We start from the raw sequence: 21274 nt of genomic DNA on the forward strand, positions 1-21274 counted from the left end.
CCCGGTTGAGTGGCCGGATGACCGTGGAATCAGTGGTCGGATACGCGTGGAATGGGTGGCCGGATCACCGTGGAATCGGTGGTCAGATGCTTATGGAATGGGTGGCCAGATGACCGTGGAATCCGCAATGAGTGGCCCCACCAGATAGCTCGTAAACGTCGGCGTTACGGCAACACGCAATGAGCCACGGCTGAGGTCGCTGACATCATGTATAGCCCTTTTGGCTTCCTGCAATTCCTGATGCGCACGGCGCGCATAGAGAAGATAGACATCCCCCGCGTCAGTCAAACGCGTCGTGCGGCCTGATCGGTCAAACAACTGGGCTCCCAGGCTCTCTTCCAAGTGCCTTACTTGCTGCGAAAGGGCCGGCTGAGAGACATGCAGCGCCGCTGCAGCTTTCGTGAAACTGAGGTGCTCCGCAACGGCTAGAAAGTACTGGATATGTCGAGCGAGCATGTCTAAGCCCATAAGATAATCGAATCCGGCTCATAATAAATGAGACTTTTACCTTATGTCATGCACTGCTTAATCTTTGTCTCACACCCAGCGACATTGAGACAGCAACCATGAAAGCGATCATTGACGGATTTCTGAAGTTTCAAAAAAACGCTTTTCCTGAGCGGGTCAAACTGTTCAAGGACCTTGCCAATCAGCAGGCGCCGAAGGCTCTCTTCATCTCCTGCTCTGATAGCCGGCTGGTGCCTGAATTGGTCACCCAACGCGAGCCAGGCGATCTGTTTGTAATCCGCAACGCCGGCAATATCGTGCCGTCTTATGGGCCAGAGCCGGGTGGCGTTTCGGCTTCGGTCGAATACGCGGTCGCCGGACTTAACGTTGCAGACATCGTGATCTGCGGCCACTCCGACTGCGGCGCGATGACCGCCATCGCCACCTGCAAATGTCTGGATCACATGCCCGCTGTGGCCGGCTGGTTGCGGTACGCCGACTCGGCCAAGGTAGTTAATGAGGCCCGTCATCACCTGGATAAGCGCAGCAAAGTCGCCTCCATGGTGCGCGAGAACGTGATCGCGCAACTGGCCAACATACAGACCCACCCATCCGTTCGCCTGGCTCTCGAAGAAGGCCGCGTGACCCTGCATGGCTGGATCTATGACATCGAGACCGGACGTATCGACGCCTTTGATGGCAGTACCGGCACCTTCGTGTCTCTCGCGGAAAACCCGGAAGTCCACGCCGTTTCCCAGCAAGCCAGGCACGTCGCCTGAAACCTGTACCTGCACCTTTACTTACCCAGGAGATTCACCATGATCCAGACTCAAGCCACCCGCACCGCCCGCCAGGAACTGACCGAAGTTATCATTCTGGCCAAGGCTCGCAAGGACCTGTCCTTTGCGCAGATCGTTGACGGTACCGGCCTGTCCGAGGCCTTTGTCACCGCTGCCTTGCTTGGCCAACATCCGCTGCCTGAAAGCGCCGCGAAGGTCGTAGGCGATAAGCTCGACCTCGATGCTGATCAAGTTGCACTGCTGCAATCGATGCCGATCCGCGGCAGCTTCTTCGACGGAGTGCCGAGCGACCCTACCATCTACCGCTTTTACGAAATGATCTCGGTGTATGGAACCACCCTCAAAGCTCTGGTCCACGAGAAGTTCGGCGACGGCATCATCAGTGCCATCAACTTCAAGCTGGACATCAAGAAGGTCGAAGATCCGGACGGTGGCCATCGCGCTGTGATCACTCTGGACGGCAAGTACCTGCCTACCAAGCCCTTCTGATGTAGCTCAGCCCGGCGCCTGACTGCGCCGGGCCACACCCAATCGTTTATGACGACCGAGCACCGATTGGATGCTCAGGCCTTCTTACGCCCTCAGTACAGGTGATTACCATGAAACTGTTACTCGTTTTGTTCCTAGGCTGCCTTGGTTCTGTTGCTATGGCCGATGACCAAGGTACTCAAACTGCACAAATTACGGTTGAACCCTATCGCTACTCCCAGAACCTGGATATCGCGCACGTTGTGGCTGTTACGCCGGTGCCCGATGTCTGCGATGTTGTGCCGATGCAACTGACTTACGACGACTCCAAAGGCGAACGGCATATCATGGAGTACCGCATTGGGGGGAATGGGTGTTCTGACAACTGATGCGCGGTCCATACCTCCGCCTGACAGTGAGCTCCTGGACATTAGGGGCGCTGCGATCGAAGCTTAATATTCTGCATGGAAAGGAGCCCACTCCGAAGATCGCTGTGGGCTCTCTGGCTTTCGACAGATGGAGATCCGCCCAAGCAAGCTACGGGCCTGTGATCTGACCAAGCTTCGCGTACGCGACATTGCTCATGGGGAGCACTGGCCTTGCAAACTGCTACGCGGAACCCTCGCTCGGCGTCCATGCTGATCGATACGTCAAGCCCCAGGCTTTAGAAGCACCTAAGTGGCAGCGAACATCTTCCCTCGCTTTCGCAACCCCAATACTCCAATCGGCAGCGTGCAGTCTGAAGCTGACGCGCGGAAGCACGACCCGCCGATCAGGCCTCTCCGTAAGATGCACGCGCAGCGAACATCCCGATGGTATTCGCGCGATGTCGCAAGATGATCAGTTTTTGATCTGGCGCAAAGTATTTACCCTCCATGGGCGTACTTTTTTTATTACCAAGACCTTTCGTTGCCACGCCGGAAATTTGCGCTCACCTTCACGTGTGTCAGTGTGTTTTTGATGAGTTTTTGTCTTTTTCATGCTTTCAAGGGAGCCCTATGAAAACCTCATATTTCGTGGCAGCGACAATCCTGGCCGCTTCTGCCATCGCATTTCATGCCAACGCGCAGACCCTCGAAAAGGTTGCCGATAGCAACAAAATCACCGTGTCTTACCGGGAGGCGTCGGTACCTTTCAGCTACTTGATTAGTCCCGGCAAAGCGGTCGGTTTCTCCGTCGATTTGACCGATGCCATCGTTGCTGATGTGCGTAGAAAGCTCAAGAAGCCGAACTTGGAAGTGGTTTACATTCCTGTGTCTTCGCAAACCCGCATTCCGTTACTGGTCAACGGCACATACGATCTGGAGTGCGGTTCCACCACTAACAACGCCGTGCGTGGGAAGGACGTGGCTTTTGCAATCAGCCATTTCTACACCGGCACACGCCTATTAACCAAGAAGACCTCCGGCATAAAGAGCTACGCCGATCTTGCAAGGAAGACTGTTGCCAGCACCGCCGGTAGCACGAACGAGAAGGTCCTCCGTCAATACAGTGCCGACCACAATCTAGACGTACAGGTCGTCCTGGGCAAAGACTATGATGACTCCTTGGCGCTGGTTGAGAATGATCGTGCCGTGGCGCTTGCCCTGGACGATGTCCTCCTGTTTGGCCTCATGGCGAACTCCAAAAATCCCGACTCGCTCGAAGTCGTGGGTGATGCGCTGCAAGTAGAACCCTATGGCTGCATGCTTCGAAAAGATGATCCTGAATTCAAGGAATTGGTCGATGGCACCATAACCCGTCTCATGAAGTCGGGTGAATTCGCAAGGCTATACACCAAATGGTTTCAATCACCGATTCCTCCAAAAGGGATGAATTTGAACATGCCGATGAGCGAACAGCTCAAAGCCAATCTCGAGGCGCGGAGTGACAAACCAGCGCTGTAGAGTTTGAGTGGTTGCAAACGTCTTCTTTGAAGCGCCTACAAGCATTTTGATGCGCGGGATGATGGCTGGACGAAGGTGGTGCTCAAGCCTGCTGCTTGATCCGTACACCGATGCTTCCAGGGAAGGAAGCTCGGCGAGCGAAGGTTTCGCCGTGTGTGCTAACCGGCCCCTGTTTGAAACAAGCCCCGCACCACCTCCCTGATCCAGCGATTCCCGCTGTCTTGCTGGTACCGTGCGTGCCAGTGCTGCTTGACCGTGAAACCATCCACTGCAAACGGGCAATCGTGCACGTGCAAACCATGCATGTCGGCGAGTGTCTGGCCGATGTGCCGTGGCAACGTAGCCACCAGGTCGGTCGACCCGACAATCATCCCCAACCCCAGAAACGCCGGCAGCTCCAGCATGATCCTGCGTTCGATGCCGGCCCGCGCCAGGCCGGCCTCCAGTAACTTCTGCCCGGTCCCGGCACTGATTTGTACATGCCCCTCGGCCTGGTAACCCGCCACGCTCATGCCGTTGCTCAAACGCGGGTGTAGCGGGTTGCTCAGGCAGACCCAGTCCTGCTCGAACAACACTTGCTGATACATCCCCGCACCCAGCCAGGGCACGAAGCCGATGGCCAGGTCCGCCTCGCCCGACTCCAGCGCGCTCTCGGTATTGCCATCGATGCGTGCAGCTTCCAGGCGAATACCCGGCGCGTGGGTGCGCAGGTGGTTGAGGATGCTGGGCAGCAGGGTGATATGGCTGGCATCACTGACGCACAGGCGAAAGCGCCGCTGCGCCGTGGCCGGAACGAACTGCGGCTCCCAGGTAGTCAGGCGCCGCAGCGATTCCAGCACCTCGCGGCATGGCCCGATCAGCTGGTCTGCCCGCGGGGTTGGCGCCATGCCGCCTGGCGTACGCACGAACAGTGGGTCGTTCAACTCTTCACGCAAGCGCCCCAACCAGATGCTCACGGTAGGTTGGCTCTGGCCGAGCTGTTCAGCACTGCGAGTGACGCTGCGGCATTGGTACAGCACATCGAACAGTTGCAGCAGCTTGGGGTCGGGCAAAGCGTCGAGCGCACTCATTATTGCGAAATCCAATAAGTGTATTGAGTCCATTGTATAGCCGAAATAAGGCTCGCTGCATAAGGTAGTCGCAAACCACAGGAGGTCAGCGATTTGAAAATCTGCATTCTGGGCGCCGGCGCCCTGGGTTGTGCCATTGGTGCGGCCTTGAGCGAAGCGGGGCACGAAACCTGGCTGTTGAACCGTGGCCATGCACATGTCGAGGCGATGAACCTGCACGGGCTGCGGGTGCAGGACGAACGCGGCGAGCGGCAGGTCCGGGTGAAGGCAGCCTGCGCCGCGGCAACCGTGGGCGTGGCCGACCTGGTGGTGGTGCTGGTCAAGTCATTCCACACCGGCGAGGCGATTGCCGGGGCCAAGGCGCTGATCGGGCCGCAGACGCTGGTGCTGTCACTGCAGAACGGTCTTGGCCATGAAGACATCCTGGCCGAGGCCGTGGGCCGTGAGCGGGTGCTGGCTGGCAAGACCTACGTCGGTGGCGTGCTGCTGGCGCCGGGTTCGATCCGCGCCGGTGTTGCGGGCAAGCAGACTTTCATCGGCGAGCTCGACGGCCAGAGGACGCTGCGTGTGCAGGCCATCGCCGAGGTCTTCAATGGTGCCGGGCTCGCCACCACGGTCAGTGACAACATTCTCGGCACCATGTGGGACAAGCTGCTGGTCAACGTCGCGACAGGCGCGCTCAGCGGCATCACCAGGCTCGGTTATGGCCAGTTGTACAGCGAGCCGCTGCTGGAAAGCACCGCCAAGGCAGCGGTGGCTGAAGCCATTGCCGTCGCTGAACGAGCAGGCATCCGCCTGAGCCTCACCAGCCCGGATTCTGCATGGCGGCTGGCCGCCGAAGGCCTGCCGGCAAGCTTCCGTACCTCGATGCTGCAAAGCCTGGAAAAGGGTTCGGTCACCGAGATCGATTTCATCAATGGCTCCGTCGTGCGCTGGGGCCAGCGCCATGGCGTGGCCACGCCGGTCAACGCGACCCTGGTGGCCTGCATCAAGGGCATCGAACGCGCCATGGCCGATCAGCAGAAGGGGAGTAATCCATGAGCCAGCCGAAAGCCTACCTTGAACACGTTGCGTTCTGGGTGCGCGACATCCAGTGGCACATCCGCTTTTTCAGCGAGGTGTGTGGCATGACCATGCGTGAAATACAGGGTGACGTCGAGCAGCCTGCACAGTACTGGACCCTTGGTGGCCTGCAGTTCATCCACCAACCGGACTTTGCCGGCCCGGAAGGGCGCATGGCGCACCTGGGCATCATGTGCGAGGACCTCGAAGCTACCCTGGCCGCCGCACAGCGTTTCGGCGTGAGCGAAATGCCCCAGGGCCGCAACTGGCTGCGCCTGCCTGACGGCCTTGCGGTCGAGTTCATTCAGGCATCGCCGGCGAAATGCGTCGCCCAGGCACTGGCCATCGACCCACGTGCAGAGGTGGTGGCATGAGCGTAGTGGAAAGATACTGGGACGATGCCCGCGAAGGCGATGAATGCATCAGCCCCACCTACACGGTGACCCGCGAACGTATCCTGGCCTACGCAGACCTCACCGGCGACCACACCCCGGTGCATGTCGACGAGGCCTACGCCAACGCCAGTCATTTCGGCTGCCTGGTTGCCCACGGCCTGTTCGGCCTGTCGATCGCCGACGGCCTGAAGACCCAGTGCGAATACCGCTTTGTACCGGGCATGTCGCTGGGCTGGACCTGGGACTTCGTGCTGCCGATCAAGGTCGACGATGTGCTGCACGTGCGCATGCGCGTGGGGGCGATGCGCCCGAGCAACAGCCGACCGGGCTGGGGTATCGTGGTCTTGCCGTCGGAGCTGATCAACCAGCACGGCGAAGTCGTGCAGCGTGGCGAGCACCGGCTGATGGTGCCCCGGAGGGTGCAGGCATGAGCCAGGCATTGCCATTGGCAGGTATCCGCGTCATCGACTACAGCCACTTCCTCGCCGGGCCCTATGTGGGCCGCTGCCTGGCAGCACTCGGCGCCGAGGTGATCAAGGTCGAACGGCCGGGCAGCGGCGATGCCGGGCGCCAGCATGCATTTACCCTTGATGAGCAGCAGAGCGGTTACTTCCTGCAGCTGAACATGGGCAAGCAGGGCGTCAGCGTGAACATGAAGGACCCGCGTGGCAAAGCGTTCATGCAGCGCCTGACCGACTCGGCCGATGTGTTCATCGAAAACTATCGCCCCGGCGCCCTGGACAAACTGGGCCTGGGCTATGCCGAGCTGTCGGCGCGCAACCCGCGTCTGGTGTACTGCTCCATCTCCGCCTATGGCCATACCGGGCCGGATGCCCACCGCGCCGGTTTCGGGCTGATCGCCGAGGCCAAGAGCGGGATCATGCAGATGGTCGGCGTGCCAGGCGAAGCGCCGCCGTTGCTGCGCATTTCCCTTGGCGACATGTACACCGGCATTCATGCCGTGGCGGCGATCAATGCGGCGTTGCTGGGCCGGGTGAGCAGTGGCCGTGGCCAGCACATCGACATGGCCTTGTACGACACGCTGGTGTCGATGCATGAATACGCGGTGCAGTGCTACACCTTGTCCGATGGTACCGTCCTGCCCGAGCAGACCGGCCATGACATGCCGACCTCCACCCTGTACGGCGTGTTTCGCGCCGCCGATGGCGACCTGGTGATCGCTGCCCAGGTCGACGACGCCTGGAAGCGCTTTGCCGCGATGCTCGAAGCCAACGGTGGCCCGCCTGGGTTCGGCAGTGACAGCCGCTACCACAGCCTCAATGGCCGCAACGCCCATCGTCAGGCGATCCTGGCCGTGGTGCGTGACTGGGTCGGCGCGCGCCGGGTAGCCGATATCCTGCAATTGCTCGATGACATCGACATTCCCAGCGCCAAGGTGCAGCGCATCGACGAAGTCGTGGCTGACCCGCAGATCCAGGCGCGCAACATGGTCATCGAGCAGCAGCACCCGCGCTACGGTACCTTGCGCCTGCCCAACCTGCCGTTCCGCTTTTCCGACTGCGACACCACGATCCACCAGGTGGCCCCGGACCTCGGTCAGCACAATGCCGAAGTGGCCGCCGGCCTAGGTTTCACCCCTGAAGAAATCACCGCCATGCAGGCAGACGGTGTGCTGTTCACCCACGGAGATGCACGATGAGCGACCGCTATGCAGTGATCGGCCGGCCGATCAACCACACCAAGTCCCCGTTGATTCATGGCCTGTTCGCCCAGGTTGCCGGCCAGTGCCTGGAGTATGGCGCGCTGGAGGGCGAGCTCGAGGGCTTCGAGGCTCAGGTACTGCAGTTTCGCAGTGATGGCGGGTTGGGCATGAACATCACCGCGCCGTTCAAGCTGCGAGCCTTCGAGCTGGCCGACCAGCGCAGCGAGCGCGCCCAGTTGGCGCGGGCGGCCAATGCGTTGAAGTTCGAGGATGGCCGTATCTTTGCCGAAAACTTCGACGGCATCGGCTTGCTGCGGGATATCGAGGAAAACCTCGGTGAGCCGCTGGCCAATCGACGGGTACTGTTGCTCGGCGCCGGTGGTGCGGTACGCGGTGCATTGCTGCCGTTCCTGCAGGCGGGGCCGAGCGAGCTGGTGCTTGCCAACCGTGACATGGCCAAGGCGCTCGCCCTGCGCAACGAACTGGATCATCCAAGGCTGCGCATCAGCCGTTATGAGGAGCTGGAGGGACAGTCCTTCGACATCGTGGTCAACGCCACCTCTGCCAGCCTCACCGGCGAGCTGCCGCCACTGCCTGAAGGCGTGCTGGGCGCGACGCAGCTGGCTTACGAGCTGGCGTATGGCAAAGGCCTTACGCCGTTCCTGCGCATGGCCCAGGCGCAGGGGGTGGTGCGCCTGGCCGACGGTGTCGGCATGTTGGTCGAGCAGGCGGCGGAGGCTTTCGCCTGGTGGCGCGGGGTACGGCCAGAAACCCGCGCCGTCATCGATCGCCTGACTATTCCGCTGGAGTAGGACCAAGGCCACTGTGGGAACGGGCATGCCCGCTTCCACAGTGGCCCTGCCTATCAGTACGGCGGCGCTGGCAGTTCGGCCAACAGTCTTTTGAGCCCGTCGCTCCACTGCCTGCGTATCTGCTCGTAATACACATCGTCGCTGGCGATACGCTGGCGTTTCGGTGTTTCCAGGCTGTCCTTCTGATACACCAGCAGGTCCAACGGCATGCCCACCGACAAGTTGCTGCGAATGGTCGAGTCGAACGAAATCAGGCCGCAGCGCAACGCTTCATCGAGTGGCATATGGTAGCCGAGGTTGCGGTCGAGAATCGGCCGCCCGTACTTGCTTTCGCCCAGTTGCAGGAACGGGGTGTCCGGCGTGGCCTGGAAGAAATTGCCCTGCGCATAGACGTTGTATATGCCCATGGGGCCGCCGGCAATCTGGCCGCCGACGATGAACGAACTGCTCAGGTCGATTCCGGCCGACAGCTTGCTGCGATCACGGCTGACCACCTCGCGCAAGGTGTCGGCGACCAGTACCGTTGCATCGTAGAGCGTCGCAACGTTCAACAGGTGGGGGCCGGGGCCCTTCGTACGTTGCTGGAGCAGGTTCACCACCGATTGCGAGGTCGCCAGGTTGCCGGCGGTCTGCAGGACGATCAGGCGCTCCCCCGGCACGCCGAACACGAACAGCTTGGCAAAGCTGGCGATCTGGTCGATGCCCGCATTGGTGCGTGAGTCGCTGATGAAGACAAGCCCGTCCGCCAGGTGCATGGCGACACAATAGGTCATGCTGTTTCCCTTGTTTTTTTCATGAACGGATGCCGCACCTGTCATTGGCGGTGCACGTGTACGCTGGCCTGCATCGATTCGGCGCCGCCCCCGCGGCGCACGCCCCTGACCGGGCAGGCATCGAGGTAGTCCAGGCCCACTGCCAGCTTCAGGTGGCGTTCTGGCCGGGTCAGGCGGTTGGTGATGTCGAAGCTGTACCAGGCGTCATCGACCCAGGCTTCCGCCCAGGCATGGCTGGCCAGGTGCTGCTCGTCTTCGGTACATAGGTAACCGGACACATAGCGTGCCGGAATACCCAGGCTGCGCGCGCAGGCGAGAAACGCATGGGTATGGTCCTGGCACACCCCGGCAGCGCCGCTGAACGCTTCGATGGCAGTGGTGCCCACCGATGTGGCACCGGGGCTGTATGGCATGTGCTCGGCCAGACCTTGCATCAGCCCGATCAGCGCTGCCCGGTCACGGTGCTTGCCACAATGTCGGCTGGCGAAGGCCTTGAGTGTGTCATCGGCCTGGGTCAGGTGGCTGCCGCGCAGGAAGGGCAGGGGTGAATGTTCGCCGGCCTCTTGCTCGCGATCCGGGTCGATTTCTACCTGGCCGCTGGCGGTCAGTGCCAGGTGGCCATGGGGTTTGTCCAGGGTCAATACATGCAGGATGTTGCCATACGGGTCGATCTGGCCGTTGACCTTGCAGGGCAGGTCGAGTTGCCATTCAGTGATGCGCTGGCGCTCGCTGCTGCGTGGCGTCAGCCGCAGGAACTGGATGCTGTTGCACACATCGCTTGCATAGCTGTAGGTAGTGTCGTGGCGAATGGACAGTTTCATACGACCTCCAGATAGGAGTGGTGGACCGCCTGGCCCAGTTGATTGATGCGCCCAATGAAGTCGCTCAACCACGGGTGCAACCCTGCTTCGAGTATTTCGTCGATCGCGGTGTAGCGCAGGCGAGCGTTGAGTTCGGCGGCCATGCGCTGGGCGGCGCGCCCGGTGCTGCCCGGCAGGCTGGCAAGGATCTGGTCCAGCTCCTCGATGCAGGCATGCAGCGAGCGGGGCACATCGACCCGCAGCAATAGCAGCTCGGACACCGGTCGTGCACTGGGTGCGGCACGATACAGTTCGTTGAAGGCTTCGTAGGAGGTCAGCGCGCGCAGCAAGGCGCTCCATTGGTAATAGCCGCGGGCAGAATCATCGCTGACTTCCTCGGAGGCCTCCCCGAACATTTCATAGCGTGCATCGAGCAGGCGCAGGGTGTTGTCAGCCCGCTCAAGGAAGGTCCCCAGGCGGATGAAACTGTAAGCGTCGTTGCGCATGATGGTGCCTGAAGTAGCACCGCGGAACAGGTGCGAGCGTTCCTTGACCCAGTCGCAGAACTGGCTGATGCCATAACGGCCGAGGCCATTGCTGGCAATGTTGCGCATCTCGATCCAGGTAGCGTTGATGTTCTCCCACATGTCGGCAGTGATGCGGCCACGCACTGCGTGGGCATTGGTCCTGGCCGCCTGCAGGCAGCAATAGATGCTGCCGGGGTTGGTCGCATCGAGGGCGAAGAAGTGCAGCATGCGCTCGGTGTCCAGCTCGGTGTGCCGGCGGCGGTAGTCGTCCAGCGTTCCGGATGCCAGCAGTGACATGGCCAGCTCGGCATGGCCGTCGCTGCGGCCAGCCTGGGGCATCAGCGACAGCGAATAACTGACCTCGAGCATGCGCGCAAGGTTCTCTGCACGCTCCAGGTAGCGCGACATCCAGTAAAGGTCGGAAGCAGTTCTCGAAAGCATGGTTCAGTCCTCCACCACCCAGGTGTCCTTGGTACCGCCGCCTTGCGACGAGTTGACCACCAGCGAACCTTCCTGAAGGGCCACGCGGGTAAGGCCGCCTGGCACCAGTCGGGTTTCACTGCCGGACAGCACGAACGGGCGCAAGTCGATGTGGCGCGGCGCGATGCCGCTGTCGACGAAGGTCGGGCATGTGGAAAGGCACAGGGTAGGTTGAGCGATGTAGGCGTGCGGGCGGGCCTTGATGCGGGCGCGGAAGTCCTCGATCTGTGCGCTGGTCGCCGCAGGCCCGACCAACATGCCGTAGCCACCGGAGCCCTGGGTTTCCTTGACCACCAGCTCGGGCAGGTGGGCCAGGACATGGGAAAGCTCTGCAGGCCTGCGGCACTGCCAGGTCGGGACGTTGTTCAGGACCGGCTCTTCGCTCAGATAGAAGCGGATCATGTCGTCGACATAGGGGTAGATCGACTTGTCGTCTGCCACCCCGGTGCCTACCGCATTGGCCAGCACCACGTTGCCAGCGCGGTACACCGAAATCAGTCCCGGCACGCCCAGCATCGAGTCAGGGTTGAACGACAGCGGGTCGAGGTAGTCGTCGTCCAGGCGGCGATAGATCACATCCACCTGTTTTGGACCAGCGGTAGTACGCATGTAGACGTGCTCGTCACGGATGAACAGGTCCGCACCCTCGACCAGTTCGATGCCCATTTCCCGGGCCAGGAAGGCGTGCTCGAAATAGGCACTGTTGAAGCGGCCAGGGGTGAGCAACACGGCAGTGGGGTTGTCCAGTGGGCTTGCGCTCTTGAGCGTGTCCAGCAGCAGGTTGGGGTAGTGGTCGATGGGAGCGATACGCTGTGCGGCGAACAGCTCGGGGAACAGCCGCATCATCATCTTGCGGTCTTCGAGCATGTAGCTGACCCCGCTGGGGGTGCGCAGGTTGTCCTCCAGTACGAAGTAGCTGCCATCCCCGTCACGGACCAGGTCGACGCCAGCGATATGGGCATAGAGCCCGCGGTGCAGGCCCAGGCCCTGCATGGCGATCTGGTAGCCTTCGTTGGCCAGCACTTGTTCCGGCGGGATGATGCCGGCCTTGAGGATGCGCTGGTCGTGGTAGATGTCCTGCAGGAACAGGTTCAACGCCTGAACCCGCTGGATACAGCCGCGCTCGACCATGCGCCATTCGCTGGCGCGAATGCTGCGCGGGATGATGTCAAAGGGGATCAGGCGCTCGGTATCCTCTTTGTCACCGTACAAGGTGAAGGTGATACCGGCGCGGTGAAACAGCAGGTCAGCTTCGCGTCGGCGTTGCTCCAGCAATTCCAGCGGGGTGTTTGCCAACCAGCGGGCGAACTCCTGGTAATGCGGGCGGCAACTTCCGTTCGTATCATACATTTCATTGAAAAATGCCCGGGACATACCCACTCCTTGCCACCGTTGCCGGCAGCTTCATTGCGGTTCATCTACGTGTTTCAGGGTGCGGCCTTGCGGGTCGGTGGGTGTTTTGTCTGCGGTGAGTCTCGAATCCGATCAATTGCTGTGCGTTGTGCACGCAAGAGGCCATTGCAATGAAGGTGCCGAAAGCCAGGCACAGTTCTGGAGTGGCAACGGGCTGGCGGTAACACCTTGAAACTCTTGGGTTTTATTGCTGCATTCGCTGATTGCGCCGCATGCAGCCGTGCGGGAACGGTCGGGAGGGGGGACAGGCGCGCCTCAAAAAAGTGCCGGTGTCAAGTCTTTCGCGCAAATCACGCAGGGCTTGAAACCGTATATGGGACAGTAGGTTAGCTCTTTTCGGGGCCGCTTTGCAGAACCGCGGCTTCGTCGGCTAGGAGCCACATAAGAGCGTCGGGAGAGAAAGCCGCATCGCACCGTGTCGTGCTGGATTGCCGAGGAACGGCGGGCCTGTCGCGTCATCATAGCCCAAGAGGCTTGGCGGCATCCAGAATGAAGAACGCGCAGCCGGTGGCTGCGCGTTCGATGGATGCCGTTGGTATGTGACGCCATCATGTCGGCTTCGATGGCGCGCTCCGGGTCGCCGTGCCCTTCCTGAATCCCCGATCCCCCGCCATGAACGCCTCCAGCATGTGCGGGATCAATTTCTCTGCATCGACCACCTCGCCATACGCCTGCGCGTGCAGCGAGGCGTAGCGGTCGAGGTCGGCTTTCAGGCTTGCCGGGCAGGCGAAGGTCAGCTTGACACTCTCGGTCTTGGGCAGAGGCCCGAGCCGCAGCTTCTTGGTCGTGGTCATTGCGAAGCTCCCCGGTTAAAGAACAGGGGCTGGTACGGCCGCAGCACCAGATCCCGGTTGACGATGATCCGCACCGGCAGGCCGGGCCGCGTGGTCAGCGTCGGCTGGATGTTCATGTTGCGCCGGGTGATCTCCTGTCCGACTTGATTGATGCTGTCCTGGGCGCTATCACGCCCGGCGATGACGATGCGGTTGCCGTCCTGGCGGTTCTCCGGCGCGGCCAGTTCGGCGCCCACGCCCAGCAGCGTCGTCAGCACCGCGCCCGAGACGATGCGCTTCCAATGCCAGTCCACGTCGTCCTCCAGGCCGGCGTAGCCCGCTGGATCGGTGCCCACAAGGTTGTCGAGCGTCAGCGATGAGGTATCCGGCAGGATGACCCGGTTCCACACCACCTGCACGCGGCTCTGCCCATAGCTGACCTGGCTGTTGTACTTGCCCAGGATGCGCGACCCCTGCGGGATCAGCAGGAACTTGCCCGTGGCCGTGTCATAGACCGGCTCTGTGACGGTGGCGATCACATCGCCCGGAAGATCGGACTTGATGCCTGTCACCAGCGCCCCGGCGATCACGGTTCCGGCCATCACCTGATAGGGCGACGCCGGCAGCGCCAGATTGCCGGAATTGCGGGTTTCCGTAGAGCCGGCTTTCAGGAACGCCTCTTTCTGGTCTTGCCGGTTCTGCACGGCAGTCGGGTCGGCGGGCTGGGCCGCCGTCGAGGCCGGCCCGGCAGCGAGCGGGTCGAAGGCCGCGAGTGCGCTTGCACCGCCGGGCGCACCCGGCGCCGCCTGCGCTATCGTGGCGGCCGCCTGCCCTTGGCCGCCCGAGCGGAAGAACACCGACGAAGCCGCAGCGGCTTCCGCCTCCTTGCGCAAGGCGTCGTTGGGATCGTGGCCAGGGGCCGCGTAAGCGGCCACGGCCGGCTGCTGCGAGTTCACGATGGCCGGGCCGAGGTCGCCCGGTAGCGGCCGCCCCAGCTCGGGCACTTTCGGCGTCAGCTTCGAGTAGTCCGCCGGCAGGCCGTCCAACCCTTCGGACTTCGAGACACGATCGACGTTGTAAAGCTCGGTCTGCTCGCCCGCGCCGCGCCGCTGCGGTTGCAGCGACCAGATCGTGGCCCCGAGCACGGCGACGGACAGGCCGCCGACGAGGATGGCCAGCGTGCGCCGATTCAGGCGAGTGACTGGGCGCGGCTGGGCGCGCAGCGCCACCGCCTCCGGCGCGACCTTGCCCGCCTGTGGCGTGGCGAGGTCGGGGGTGTCGTCCTGGCTCATGGTCAGTTCCTCCGCGCAACGCCGTCCGTGCGCTCAATTCGCACCACGTCACCCTTGTCCCCGCCCAGGCGCAGTTCGGCGGCGCCGAACAGCCGATCCACGATGTAGTACGGCGAGCGGAAGCGGTAGTTGACCAGTTGCCCGTCGCCTTCCGGCCCGATCACGAACAGCGGCGGCAACTCGCCTTGCGCGATACCGGGCGGGAACTGGATATAGACCTTCGCGCCGTCGTCGAACGCGCGCAGCGGCTTCCACGGCGGGGTGCTGCCGCTGACCGCGTAGCGAAAGCGCAGGTTCTCCAGCGACAAGCCGGAGTCCACCGGCGCGGCGGCGCTGGCCGCCTGCGCTTGGCGCTGCAAGGCCAGCATCCGGTCACGCGGATACTCCCAAGAAGCCGACGCCATCCACGTCTTTTCCGTCGAAGCCAACTCCAGCAGGTACGTCCTGCGGTTGGTGGTGATGACGAGATTGGTCTTGAGGCCCGAGCGGATCGGCTTGACCAGCACATTGACGCGCAGGTCAGCACCGCTGCCGCTCGACGTATCGCCCACGATCCAGCGCACGGTATCACCAGCGGCCACCGTCACCAGCTCCTCGCTCGGCTGGAGCGAAATCACGGTCACGCGGCCTACGGCTGCATAGACTTGGTAGAGCGCGCCATCGGTGAACGGCCACACCTGAATCGCGTTGACGTATCCCTCGCGCGTGGGTGCGACGCGCGCCTCGGCATTGGCCCGTGAGACGCGCACCTTCTCGTCGGCTGGCTCCGGCGTGGGCTTGGCGTCCTCGGCTTCGGGCAATGGCTTCAACTGCGCCGGCATCGGCAGCACCTCGGGCACGGCCACCACCTCCACCGGCGCGGGTGGCTCGGGTAGCGGCTGGGCCTGCACCGGCTGCTCATCGAGCGAGATGGTCGGCGGTGGCTTGCCCTGCGTGGCGCAGCCCGCAAGGGCAGCGAGCATCAACGGCAAAGCGAAAAAGCGGAAAGACAGGTTCATGGTTTTACTCCTTCGGAAGAATCCAGTTCGCGGCTCCACGACAGGCCATTGACGTAAATGCCGAGAGGGTTCTTGCGCAGGCGTTCCTCGGTGCGTGGCGTCTGCTGCACGATGGAAATCACGGCGTTCCAGCGTTCAGTGCCTGCGGCGGCGCCGTTGACGTAGCGCCGCTCCGTCCAGCGCACGTTGAAAGACGTGTCGCTGGCACGGGTCACGCTGGCAATCTGCACCGTCACCGACTCCTTGCCGATGCGCGCGAACGGGTCGTTGACCCGTGCGTAGTCGTTGAGCACGGCCGCGCCCTTGTCGGTCGTGTAGTCGTAGGCGTCCAGCCAGTTCTGGCGGACGACAATGGGGTCGATGGACAGCGAGCGCACCAGCGTCACGAAGCGCGCGATGTGGTGCGCGGTCTGCGCATCGTTGGGCCGGTACGGCGTGGCGGCTTCGCCCACGGCGCGCACCTGGCCCGCGTTGTCCACCTCCACCACGTAAGGCGTCACGATGGACTGCGCCGAGCGCCACACCAGGCCGCCGGCCATCAGAAGTGCGAGCGTGAGGCACCCGAAGGCCATCAGCCGCCAGTTCTTCGCCTGCACACGCGGCGAGCCGATACGGTCGTCCCACACCTGGCCGGCAGCTTGGTACGGCGTGGCAGGCTGCGGCGTGTCGGCATAGCGCACCTGCGGTTTCTTGAATCGCATGGTCAGTTCTCCTTATGAATCGGAATCGCGCAGGCTTGGCCCTTGGCCGGAGCCGCCGCCATCGCCACCGCGCAGCGCGTGGGCGGTGGTGGTCGCGGCATGGGTGAGTTGCTGGCGGCGATGCAGGCGCTTGGCCCAAGCGGGCTGTTCCTGTGTCTGCGCCGTAGCGGCGCCGGATGCGGCCTCGCCTGCGGCACCCTGACCGGATGCCGCGCCCGCGCCGCTATCGGCAGCAGCGCCATTCCAGCCAGCGCGGAAGGGAGCGGCCATGCGTTGCCCGGCAGCGGAAGCGCGGGATGCAGCGCCTCGCCCGGCTGCCTGCGCGCCGGTCTTGGCGACGTTGCCCAGGCCCGCCATTGCGCCTTTCGCACCACCACCTGCGGCGGCGGAGCCGGCCTGGAACGCCGATTTCGCACTACCAGCCGCCGACGTGGCGGCACGCGCACCAGCGCCGGCCAGCTTGGCGGCAGCCGGGGCCATGCGCGCGCCAGCGGCCACGGCACCGCCTACGCCCGTCGCAGCGGCGCCAATGGCGACGGCCGTGCCGGCAGCGCCGACAGCAGCACCGGCCATTGCGCCCGCGCCGAGTTGCGGCGCACCGGACACGAGGCCCGTGGCAATGCCGGGGCCGAAGATCCCCAGCGCCAGCAGCGTGAGTGAGGCCAGCATGATGACCAGCGCGTGGTCGATGGACGGCTCGGCGGGATGGACTTGGAACTGAGCGAACAAGCCCGAGCCGATCCCGACGATCACGGCCAGCACCAGAACCTTGACGCCGGAGGCCACCACGTTGCCTAAGACCTTTTCGGCGAGGAACGCGGTCTTGTTCCAGAGCGCGAATGGCACCAGCACGAATCCGGCGAGCGTGGTCAGCTTGAACTCGATCAGCGTGATGAACAGTTGGATCGCCAGCACGAAGAAGCACAGGACCACGACCAGCCACGCGAGGAACATCACCACGATGGGGTCGAGGTTCACGAACACTTCGGGAAAGCCCGCCATCTCGCCGATCTGCTCCAGAATCGGCGCCCCGGCGTCGATGCCGGTTTTCGCCAGCCGGCCCGGCTGCAAGAAGTTCTCCATCGTGATGGCCGAGCCGGTGGCGGTGATGCCCAATCCCGCAAACGAGCGGAACACGATGCTGGCCAGCCAGTTGAAGTTGTTGATGATGTAAGCGAAGGCACCGACGTAGAGCACCTTGCGCAGCAGCTTGGCGATCACGTCCTCGCCCTGGCCGGTGGCATGGCTCATGGCCCAATACAGGCCGGCGATCGTCATGTCGATGACGATTAGCGTGGCCGTGAGGAACGCCACTTCGCCCCGCAGCAGCCCGAAACCCGAGTCGATATAAGCGGCAAAGGTGTTGAGGAACTGGTCGATGATGGTCACGTCATTCATGGCGTGTCCTCCGGTTCGGCGGGATCGGCCGGCGCCATGCCATCGGCCGGCTCCTCGAAGCTCGGCGGGATCGGCGGCAGGTCGGCCAGCGTCTGGTACTCATCCGGCCCGGCCTGGCCGGAGAAGAAGCGCCGCCGGAAGGCTTCGGCGGCGGCACGGCAAGCATCCTCGCCCGTGGCCTGCCGGTCGGCCGCGCATTGCGCGCGCAATGCCTTGAGCCGCACGGGATCGGCGGCCAGGGCATCGGCAAGGTGGTCGGCCGGCTGCTCGCCGCAAGCGGCCAGCAGCGCGACACACAGGACGAGGACGCATCGCATGGCGGCCTCCCGTCAGTTGCCGTAGAAGTTCACGGGCTGCGGCGTGTACGGCGTGCCGTCGCCCAGGAAGCGCCGCCGCACCTCGCGGGCGCGCTCCGTGGCAGCCGCCTGCCGCGCCAGTTCCAGCGAGGCGGCCCGGTCTTGCGTGATCTGGAGCCGCTGCGACTGGATCGACTGCTTGGCCTGCAAGGCGAGCAACTGGTTCATGGCCTGCATCGCCTGCAAGGCGCCTTGCGCCGACTGGCTCTTGCCCACGAGGTCGGCCAGCACGCTTTCGTCTTCGCCCAGGTTCTGCGACACCTGGGCCTGCATCTGCATGGTGGTCTGCAAGCCGTGGAGCGTGTTCCTCCAACGCTCCTGCGCGTCGCGGTACATCTGGTCGCCGCTGACGGTGGCGGCGTACTGCTCGGGATACAGGCGCGCGAACTCCCGATCCAGATTCGTCACGTCGTAGGCCAATCCTCGGGCCTGGTCGATCAGCCGCTCGGTGGTCGCCAAATTGGCGCGCAACTGGCCGACCACGCTGGACGGCAGGCTGGCGAGGTTGCGCGCCTGGTTCATCAGCATCTGCGCTTCGTTCTGAAGCTGCTGGATCTGGTTGTTGATCTGCTCCAGCGTGCGGATCGCGGTCAGCGTGTTCTGCACGAGGTTGGTGGGATCGACCACGACCCATTGCGCATGGGCGGTGGCGGTGCAAAGCATGGCCGCGATGGCGGCCGCGACAAGGCGCTTCTTCATGGCAGGTTCTCCAGGGGTTGGTCAGCGAGCACCCGGCGCGAGGCCGGGGAACGAGGGCAGCAGGTCGGCCGCCCAATCGAGGCCGCGGTGGCGAAGCCAGGCACCCGCGAAACCGGGCACGCCGGCGTCCAGCAGCACGCGGTCAATGTCGCGCTGGTCTTGCGGCGTGGAAGCGCCCGCGAAGGCCAGCGCCGCCGGCCCCAGGTCGAGGTCGAACAGGCGGTTGCCGAGGCGGGATTGGTAGTAGTAGTCGCGCTTGGGCTGCGCGGTGGCGACGATTTCGATCTGCCGCCTGTTGAGGCCGAAGCCCTCGTAGATCGTGCGAATCTGCGGCTCGGTCGCCTGCGGGTTGGGCAAGAAAATCCGACTCGCGCAGCTTTCGATGATCGCGGGTGCGATGCTCGAATCCTTGATGTCGGCAAGGCTCTGCGTGGCGAATATGACGCTGACGTTCTTCTTGCGCAGTGTCTTGAGCCACTGGCGGATACGCGCGGCAAACACCGGGTCATCGAGGAACAGCCATGCTTCGTCGAGGATCAGCAGCGTGGGCGCCCCGTCGAAGCGTTCATCAAAACGCGCAAAGAGGTAATGCAGCACGGCCATGACGGCGGCCTTGCTGTGCATCAGCTCCTCCATCTCGAAGCACTGCACGTCGGCCGTGCCCAGCCGGTCGTGGTCGGCGTCCAGCAGCTTGCCGTGGGCACCGCCGAGCACATAAGGCGACAGCGCCTGCCGCAGCGTGTTCGATTGCAACAGCACGGAAAGCCCCGTCATCGTGCGCTGCTCCACCGGCGCCCCGGCGAGACTTCCCAGCGCCGACCAGATAGCCGCCTTCTCGTCGGGGCCGACCGCCACGCCTTCGTGCAGCAAGCGGCCTTCGATCCATTCGGCGGCCCAGGTGCGGTAGCCCTCGCGGTCGATGCGTGCCAGTGGCTGGAAGGCGATTTCGCCATCCGTGCCCAGGTCGTAGTGCTCGCCGCCCAGGCCCAGGATCGTGGCCCGCATCGAGCGGCCCATGTCGAAGGCGAAGATGCGCGAACCGCGATAGCGGCGGAATTGCATCGCCAGCGTGGCGAGCAGAACCGACTTGCCCATGCCGGTCGGGCCTGCGACCAGCGTGTGGCCCACGTCGCCGATGTGCGTCACCAGCCGGAACGGCGTCGCGCCATCGGTGCGCGTGACGATCAGCGGCGGGCCGTCGAGGTGGTCGTTCTTCTCCGGCCCCGCCCATACCGCCGACACCGGCATCATGTGGGCCAGATTCAGTGTCGAGACGATGGGCTGGCGCACGTTGGCGTAGGCGTTGCCCGGAATGGACGACAGCCACGCATCCACGGCGTTGAGCGCTTCGGGAATGGTCACGAAGCCCCGGCCCTGGATGACGCGCTCCACCATGCGCAGCTTCTCGTCCGCCACGGCGGCGTCCTCGTCCATGACGGTGACGGTCGCCGTCAGGTAGCCGAAGGCGACTTGATCGCTGCCCAACTCCTGCAAGGCAGCGTCCGCATCGGCGGCCTTGTTGTTGGCGTCGGTATCGACCAGCGGGCTTTCCTGCTGGAAGATCGCTTCGCGCAGCAGCGCGATGACGTTCTTGCGCTTGGCGAACCACTGGCGGCGCAGGCGGGAAAGTTCTTTCTCCGCCTCGGCTTTGTCGAGGCAGAGAAAGCGCGTGCTCCAGCGGTACGCAAAGCCAAGGCGGTTGAGGTCATCCAGAATCCCCGGCCAGGTCGAGGTCGGGAAACCTCGCACCGACACCACGCGCAGGTGCTGGTTGCCCAGCATGGGCGCCAGGCCACCGACCAGCGGCGAGTCGGTCAGCAGCGCGTCGATGTGGAACGGCACTTCGGGCACGCCCACGCGATAGCGCCGCGTCGAGATGGTCGCGTGCAGGTAGGTCAGCGTCTGGCTGTCATCGAGCCAGGCGATCTCCGGCATCACGCCGTCGAGCAGGTCAAAGACGCGATCCGTTTCCGCGACGAAGGCTTGCAGCCGCCCGCGCCAGTCCACGCCGGTCGTCGGCGTGTTCTCGTAGAGCATCGTGGCTGCACGGGCGCGGGATTCTTCCGGCGACAGGTAAAGCAGCGTCAGGTGATAGCCGCTCTCGAAGTGATTGCCCGATTCCTCGAAGGCGGCCCGGCGTTCTTCCTCCACCAGCCACGAAAGCGGCTCGGGAAACTCCGAGCGCGGATAGTCGGCGGCGGCGCGGCGCTCGGCCTCGATGAACAGCGCCCAGCCCGATCCCATGCGACGCAGCGCGTTGTTCAACCGCGCCGACGTGGCGATTAGCTCGCCTTGCGTCGCGCTGTCGAGGTCAGGCCCGCGAAACCGGGCCGTGCGCTGGAAACTGCCGTCCTTGTTCAAGACGACGCCCGGTGCGACCAGCCCGGCCCAGGGCAGCCAGTCGGCAAGCAAGGCCGGGCGCTGGCGGTATTCGGCGAGGTTCAGCATCGCGGCGTCCTCC

General features: G+C 63.5%; 21 protein-coding genes and 3 pseudogenes. 10 read left to right on the forward strand and 14 right to left on the reverse strand.

Features of this window, described 5'->3' with window-relative positions:
- Positions 1–126 precede the first annotated feature (126 nt).
- Positions 127–456, reverse strand: a pseudogene (locus WM94_RS22015) (LysR family transcriptional regulator); the annotation flags it as partial.
- Positions 457–566: 110 nt separating this feature from the next.
- Here WM94_RS22015 and WM94_RS22020 point away from each other — a divergent pair.
- The 5 genes and pseudogenes from WM94_RS22020 (at position 567) to WM94_RS22035 (ending at position 3601) form a co-directional block, all read left to right on the forward strand.
- A complete protein-coding gene (locus WM94_RS22020; protein ID WP_061552109.1) occupies positions 567–1226 on the forward strand; it encodes a carbonic anhydrase in 660 nt (219 codons plus the stop codon).
- A 39-nt stretch (positions 1227–1265) separates the two neighbouring features.
- A complete protein-coding gene (gene cynS, locus WM94_RS22025; protein ID WP_003256785.1) occupies positions 1266–1736 on the forward strand; it encodes a cyanase in 471 nt (156 codons plus the stop codon).
- Positions 1737–1846: 110 nt separating this feature from the next.
- Positions 1847–2104: a DUF2790 domain-containing protein gene (locus tag WM94_RS22030; RefSeq protein WP_061552110.1), complete on the forward strand. Its 258-nt coding sequence runs from the start codon at positions 1847–1849 to the stop codon at positions 2102–2104.
- Positions 2105–2246: 142 nt separating this feature from the next.
- Positions 2247–2309, forward strand: a pseudogene (locus WM94_RS30900) (integrase); the annotation flags it as partial.
- A 404-nt stretch (positions 2310–2713) separates the two neighbouring features.
- Positions 2714–3601 carry a transporter substrate-binding domain-containing protein gene (locus tag WM94_RS22035; RefSeq protein WP_061552111.1) on the forward strand — a complete coding sequence of 296 codons (888 nt, stop codon included), beginning with the start codon at positions 2714–2716 and terminating at the stop codon, positions 3599–3601.
- A 158-nt stretch (positions 3602–3759) separates the two neighbouring features.
- Here WM94_RS22035 and WM94_RS22040 read toward each other — a convergent pair whose 3' ends face one another.
- Entirely contained in the window at positions 3760–4671 is a 912-nt protein-coding gene (locus tag WM94_RS22040) for a LysR family transcriptional regulator (protein ID WP_061552112.1), read from the reverse strand.
- Positions 4672–4764: 93 nt separating this feature from the next.
- Here WM94_RS22040 and WM94_RS22045 point away from each other — a divergent pair, with 93 nt between their 5' ends.
- The 5 genes from WM94_RS22045 to aroE are packed head-to-tail and all read left to right on the forward strand — an operon-like array spanning position 4765 to position 8603.
- The gene (locus WM94_RS22045; protein ID WP_061302402.1) at positions 4765–5712 is read left to right on the forward strand and encodes a ketopantoate reductase family protein; all 948 of its coding nucleotides are present in this window, start codon (positions 4765–4767) and stop codon (positions 5710–5712) included.
- Complete coding sequence (locus tag WM94_RS22050; RefSeq protein WP_015270100.1) at positions 5709–6107, forward strand: VOC family protein; 399 nt, start codon at positions 5709–5711, stop codon at positions 6105–6107. The genes WM94_RS22045 and WM94_RS22050 overlap by 4 nt, the downstream gene beginning before the upstream one ends.
- Entirely contained in the window at positions 6104–6559 is a 456-nt protein-coding gene (locus WM94_RS22055; protein WP_003256790.1) for a MaoC family dehydratase, read from the forward strand. The genes WM94_RS22050 and WM94_RS22055 overlap by 4 nt, the downstream gene beginning before the upstream one ends.
- Positions 6556–7788: a CaiB/BaiF CoA-transferase family protein gene (locus tag WM94_RS22060; protein ID WP_061552113.1), complete on the forward strand. Its 1233-nt coding sequence runs from the start codon at positions 6556–6558 to the stop codon at positions 7786–7788. The genes WM94_RS22055 and WM94_RS22060 overlap by 4 nt, the downstream gene beginning before the upstream one ends.
- Positions 7785–8603, forward strand: coding sequence for a shikimate dehydrogenase (gene aroE / locus WM94_RS22065; RefSeq protein ID WP_054573807.1), 819 nt, complete (start codon positions 7785–7787; stop codon positions 8601–8603). Before WM94_RS22060 ends, aroE begins: the two co-directional genes overlap by 4 nt.
- A gap of 53 nt (positions 8604–8656) precedes the next feature.
- Here the strand turns inward: aroE and WM94_RS22070 are convergent, their stop codons facing one another.
- The 12 genes and pseudogenes from WM94_RS22070 to trbE all read right to left on the reverse strand — a co-directional run bounded on the left by WM94_RS22070 (position 8657) and on the right by trbE (position 21261).
- Entirely contained in the window at positions 8657–9376 is a 720-nt protein-coding gene (locus WM94_RS22070; protein WP_015270103.1) for a proteasome-type protease, read from the reverse strand.
- A gap of 41 nt (positions 9377–9417) precedes the next feature.
- Positions 9418–10197 (reverse strand): transglutaminase family protein, encoded by a 780-nt coding sequence (locus tag WM94_RS22075; protein ID WP_023660575.1) that lies wholly within the window; start codon positions 10195–10197, stop codon positions 9418–9420.
- Entirely contained in the window at positions 10194–11144 is a 951-nt protein-coding gene (locus WM94_RS22080) for an alpha-E domain-containing protein (protein WP_015270105.1), read from the reverse strand. Before WM94_RS22080 ends, WM94_RS22075 begins: the two co-directional genes overlap by 4 nt.
- Positions 11145–11147: 3 nt before the next feature.
- On the reverse strand, positions 11148–12557 hold the full coding sequence (locus tag WM94_RS22085; RefSeq protein ID WP_015270106.1) for a circularly permuted type 2 ATP-grasp protein: 1410 nt from the start codon (positions 12555–12557) through the stop codon (positions 11148–11150).
- A gap of 587 nt (positions 12558–13144) precedes the next feature.
- Positions 13145–13390, reverse strand: coding sequence for a DUF2274 domain-containing protein (locus WM94_RS22090; protein ID WP_031636880.1), 246 nt, complete (start codon positions 13388–13390; stop codon positions 13145–13147).
- Entirely contained in the window at positions 13387–14661 is a 1275-nt protein-coding gene (locus WM94_RS22095) for a TrbI/VirB10 family protein (protein WP_031636881.1), read from the reverse strand. Before WM94_RS22095 ends, WM94_RS22090 begins: the two co-directional genes overlap by 4 nt.
- Positions 14662–14663: 2 nt before the next feature.
- The gene (trbG, locus tag WM94_RS22100; protein ID WP_033967817.1) at positions 14664–15659 is read right to left on the reverse strand and encodes a P-type conjugative transfer protein TrbG; all 996 of its coding nucleotides are present in this window, start codon (positions 15657–15659) and stop codon (positions 14664–14666) included.
- A complete protein-coding gene (gene trbF / locus WM94_RS22105) occupies positions 15656–16360 on the reverse strand; it encodes a conjugal transfer protein TrbF (RefSeq protein ID WP_023114200.1) in 705 nt (234 codons plus the stop codon). Before trbF ends, trbG begins: the two co-directional genes overlap by 4 nt.
- Positions 16361–16372: 12 nt before the next feature.
- Positions 16373–17758 carry a P-type conjugative transfer protein TrbL gene (trbL, locus tag WM94_RS22110; protein WP_023114199.1) on the reverse strand — a complete coding sequence of 462 codons (1386 nt, stop codon included), beginning with the start codon at positions 17756–17758 and terminating at the stop codon, positions 16373–16375.
- Positions 17755–18075 (reverse strand): hypothetical protein, encoded by a 321-nt coding sequence (locus tag WM94_RS22115; protein ID WP_023114198.1) that lies wholly within the window; start codon positions 18073–18075, stop codon positions 17755–17757. The genes trbL and WM94_RS22115 overlap by 4 nt, the downstream gene beginning before the upstream one ends.
- Before the next feature lie 12 nt (positions 18076–18087).
- A complete protein-coding gene (gene trbJ, locus WM94_RS22120) occupies positions 18088–18813 on the reverse strand; it encodes a P-type conjugative transfer protein TrbJ (protein WP_033967813.1) in 726 nt (241 codons plus the stop codon).
- Positions 18810–21261 (reverse strand): annotated as a pseudogene (trbE, locus tag WM94_RS22125) (conjugal transfer protein TrbE). Before trbE ends, trbJ begins: the two are co-directional and overlap by 4 nt.
- Positions 21262–21274: the final 13 nt, after the last annotated feature.

Source organism: Pseudomonas sp. ABFPK (genome assembly GCF_001586765.1).
GTDB lineage: Bacteria > Pseudomonadota > Gammaproteobacteria > Pseudomonadales > Pseudomonadaceae > Aquipseudomonas > Aquipseudomonas asiatica.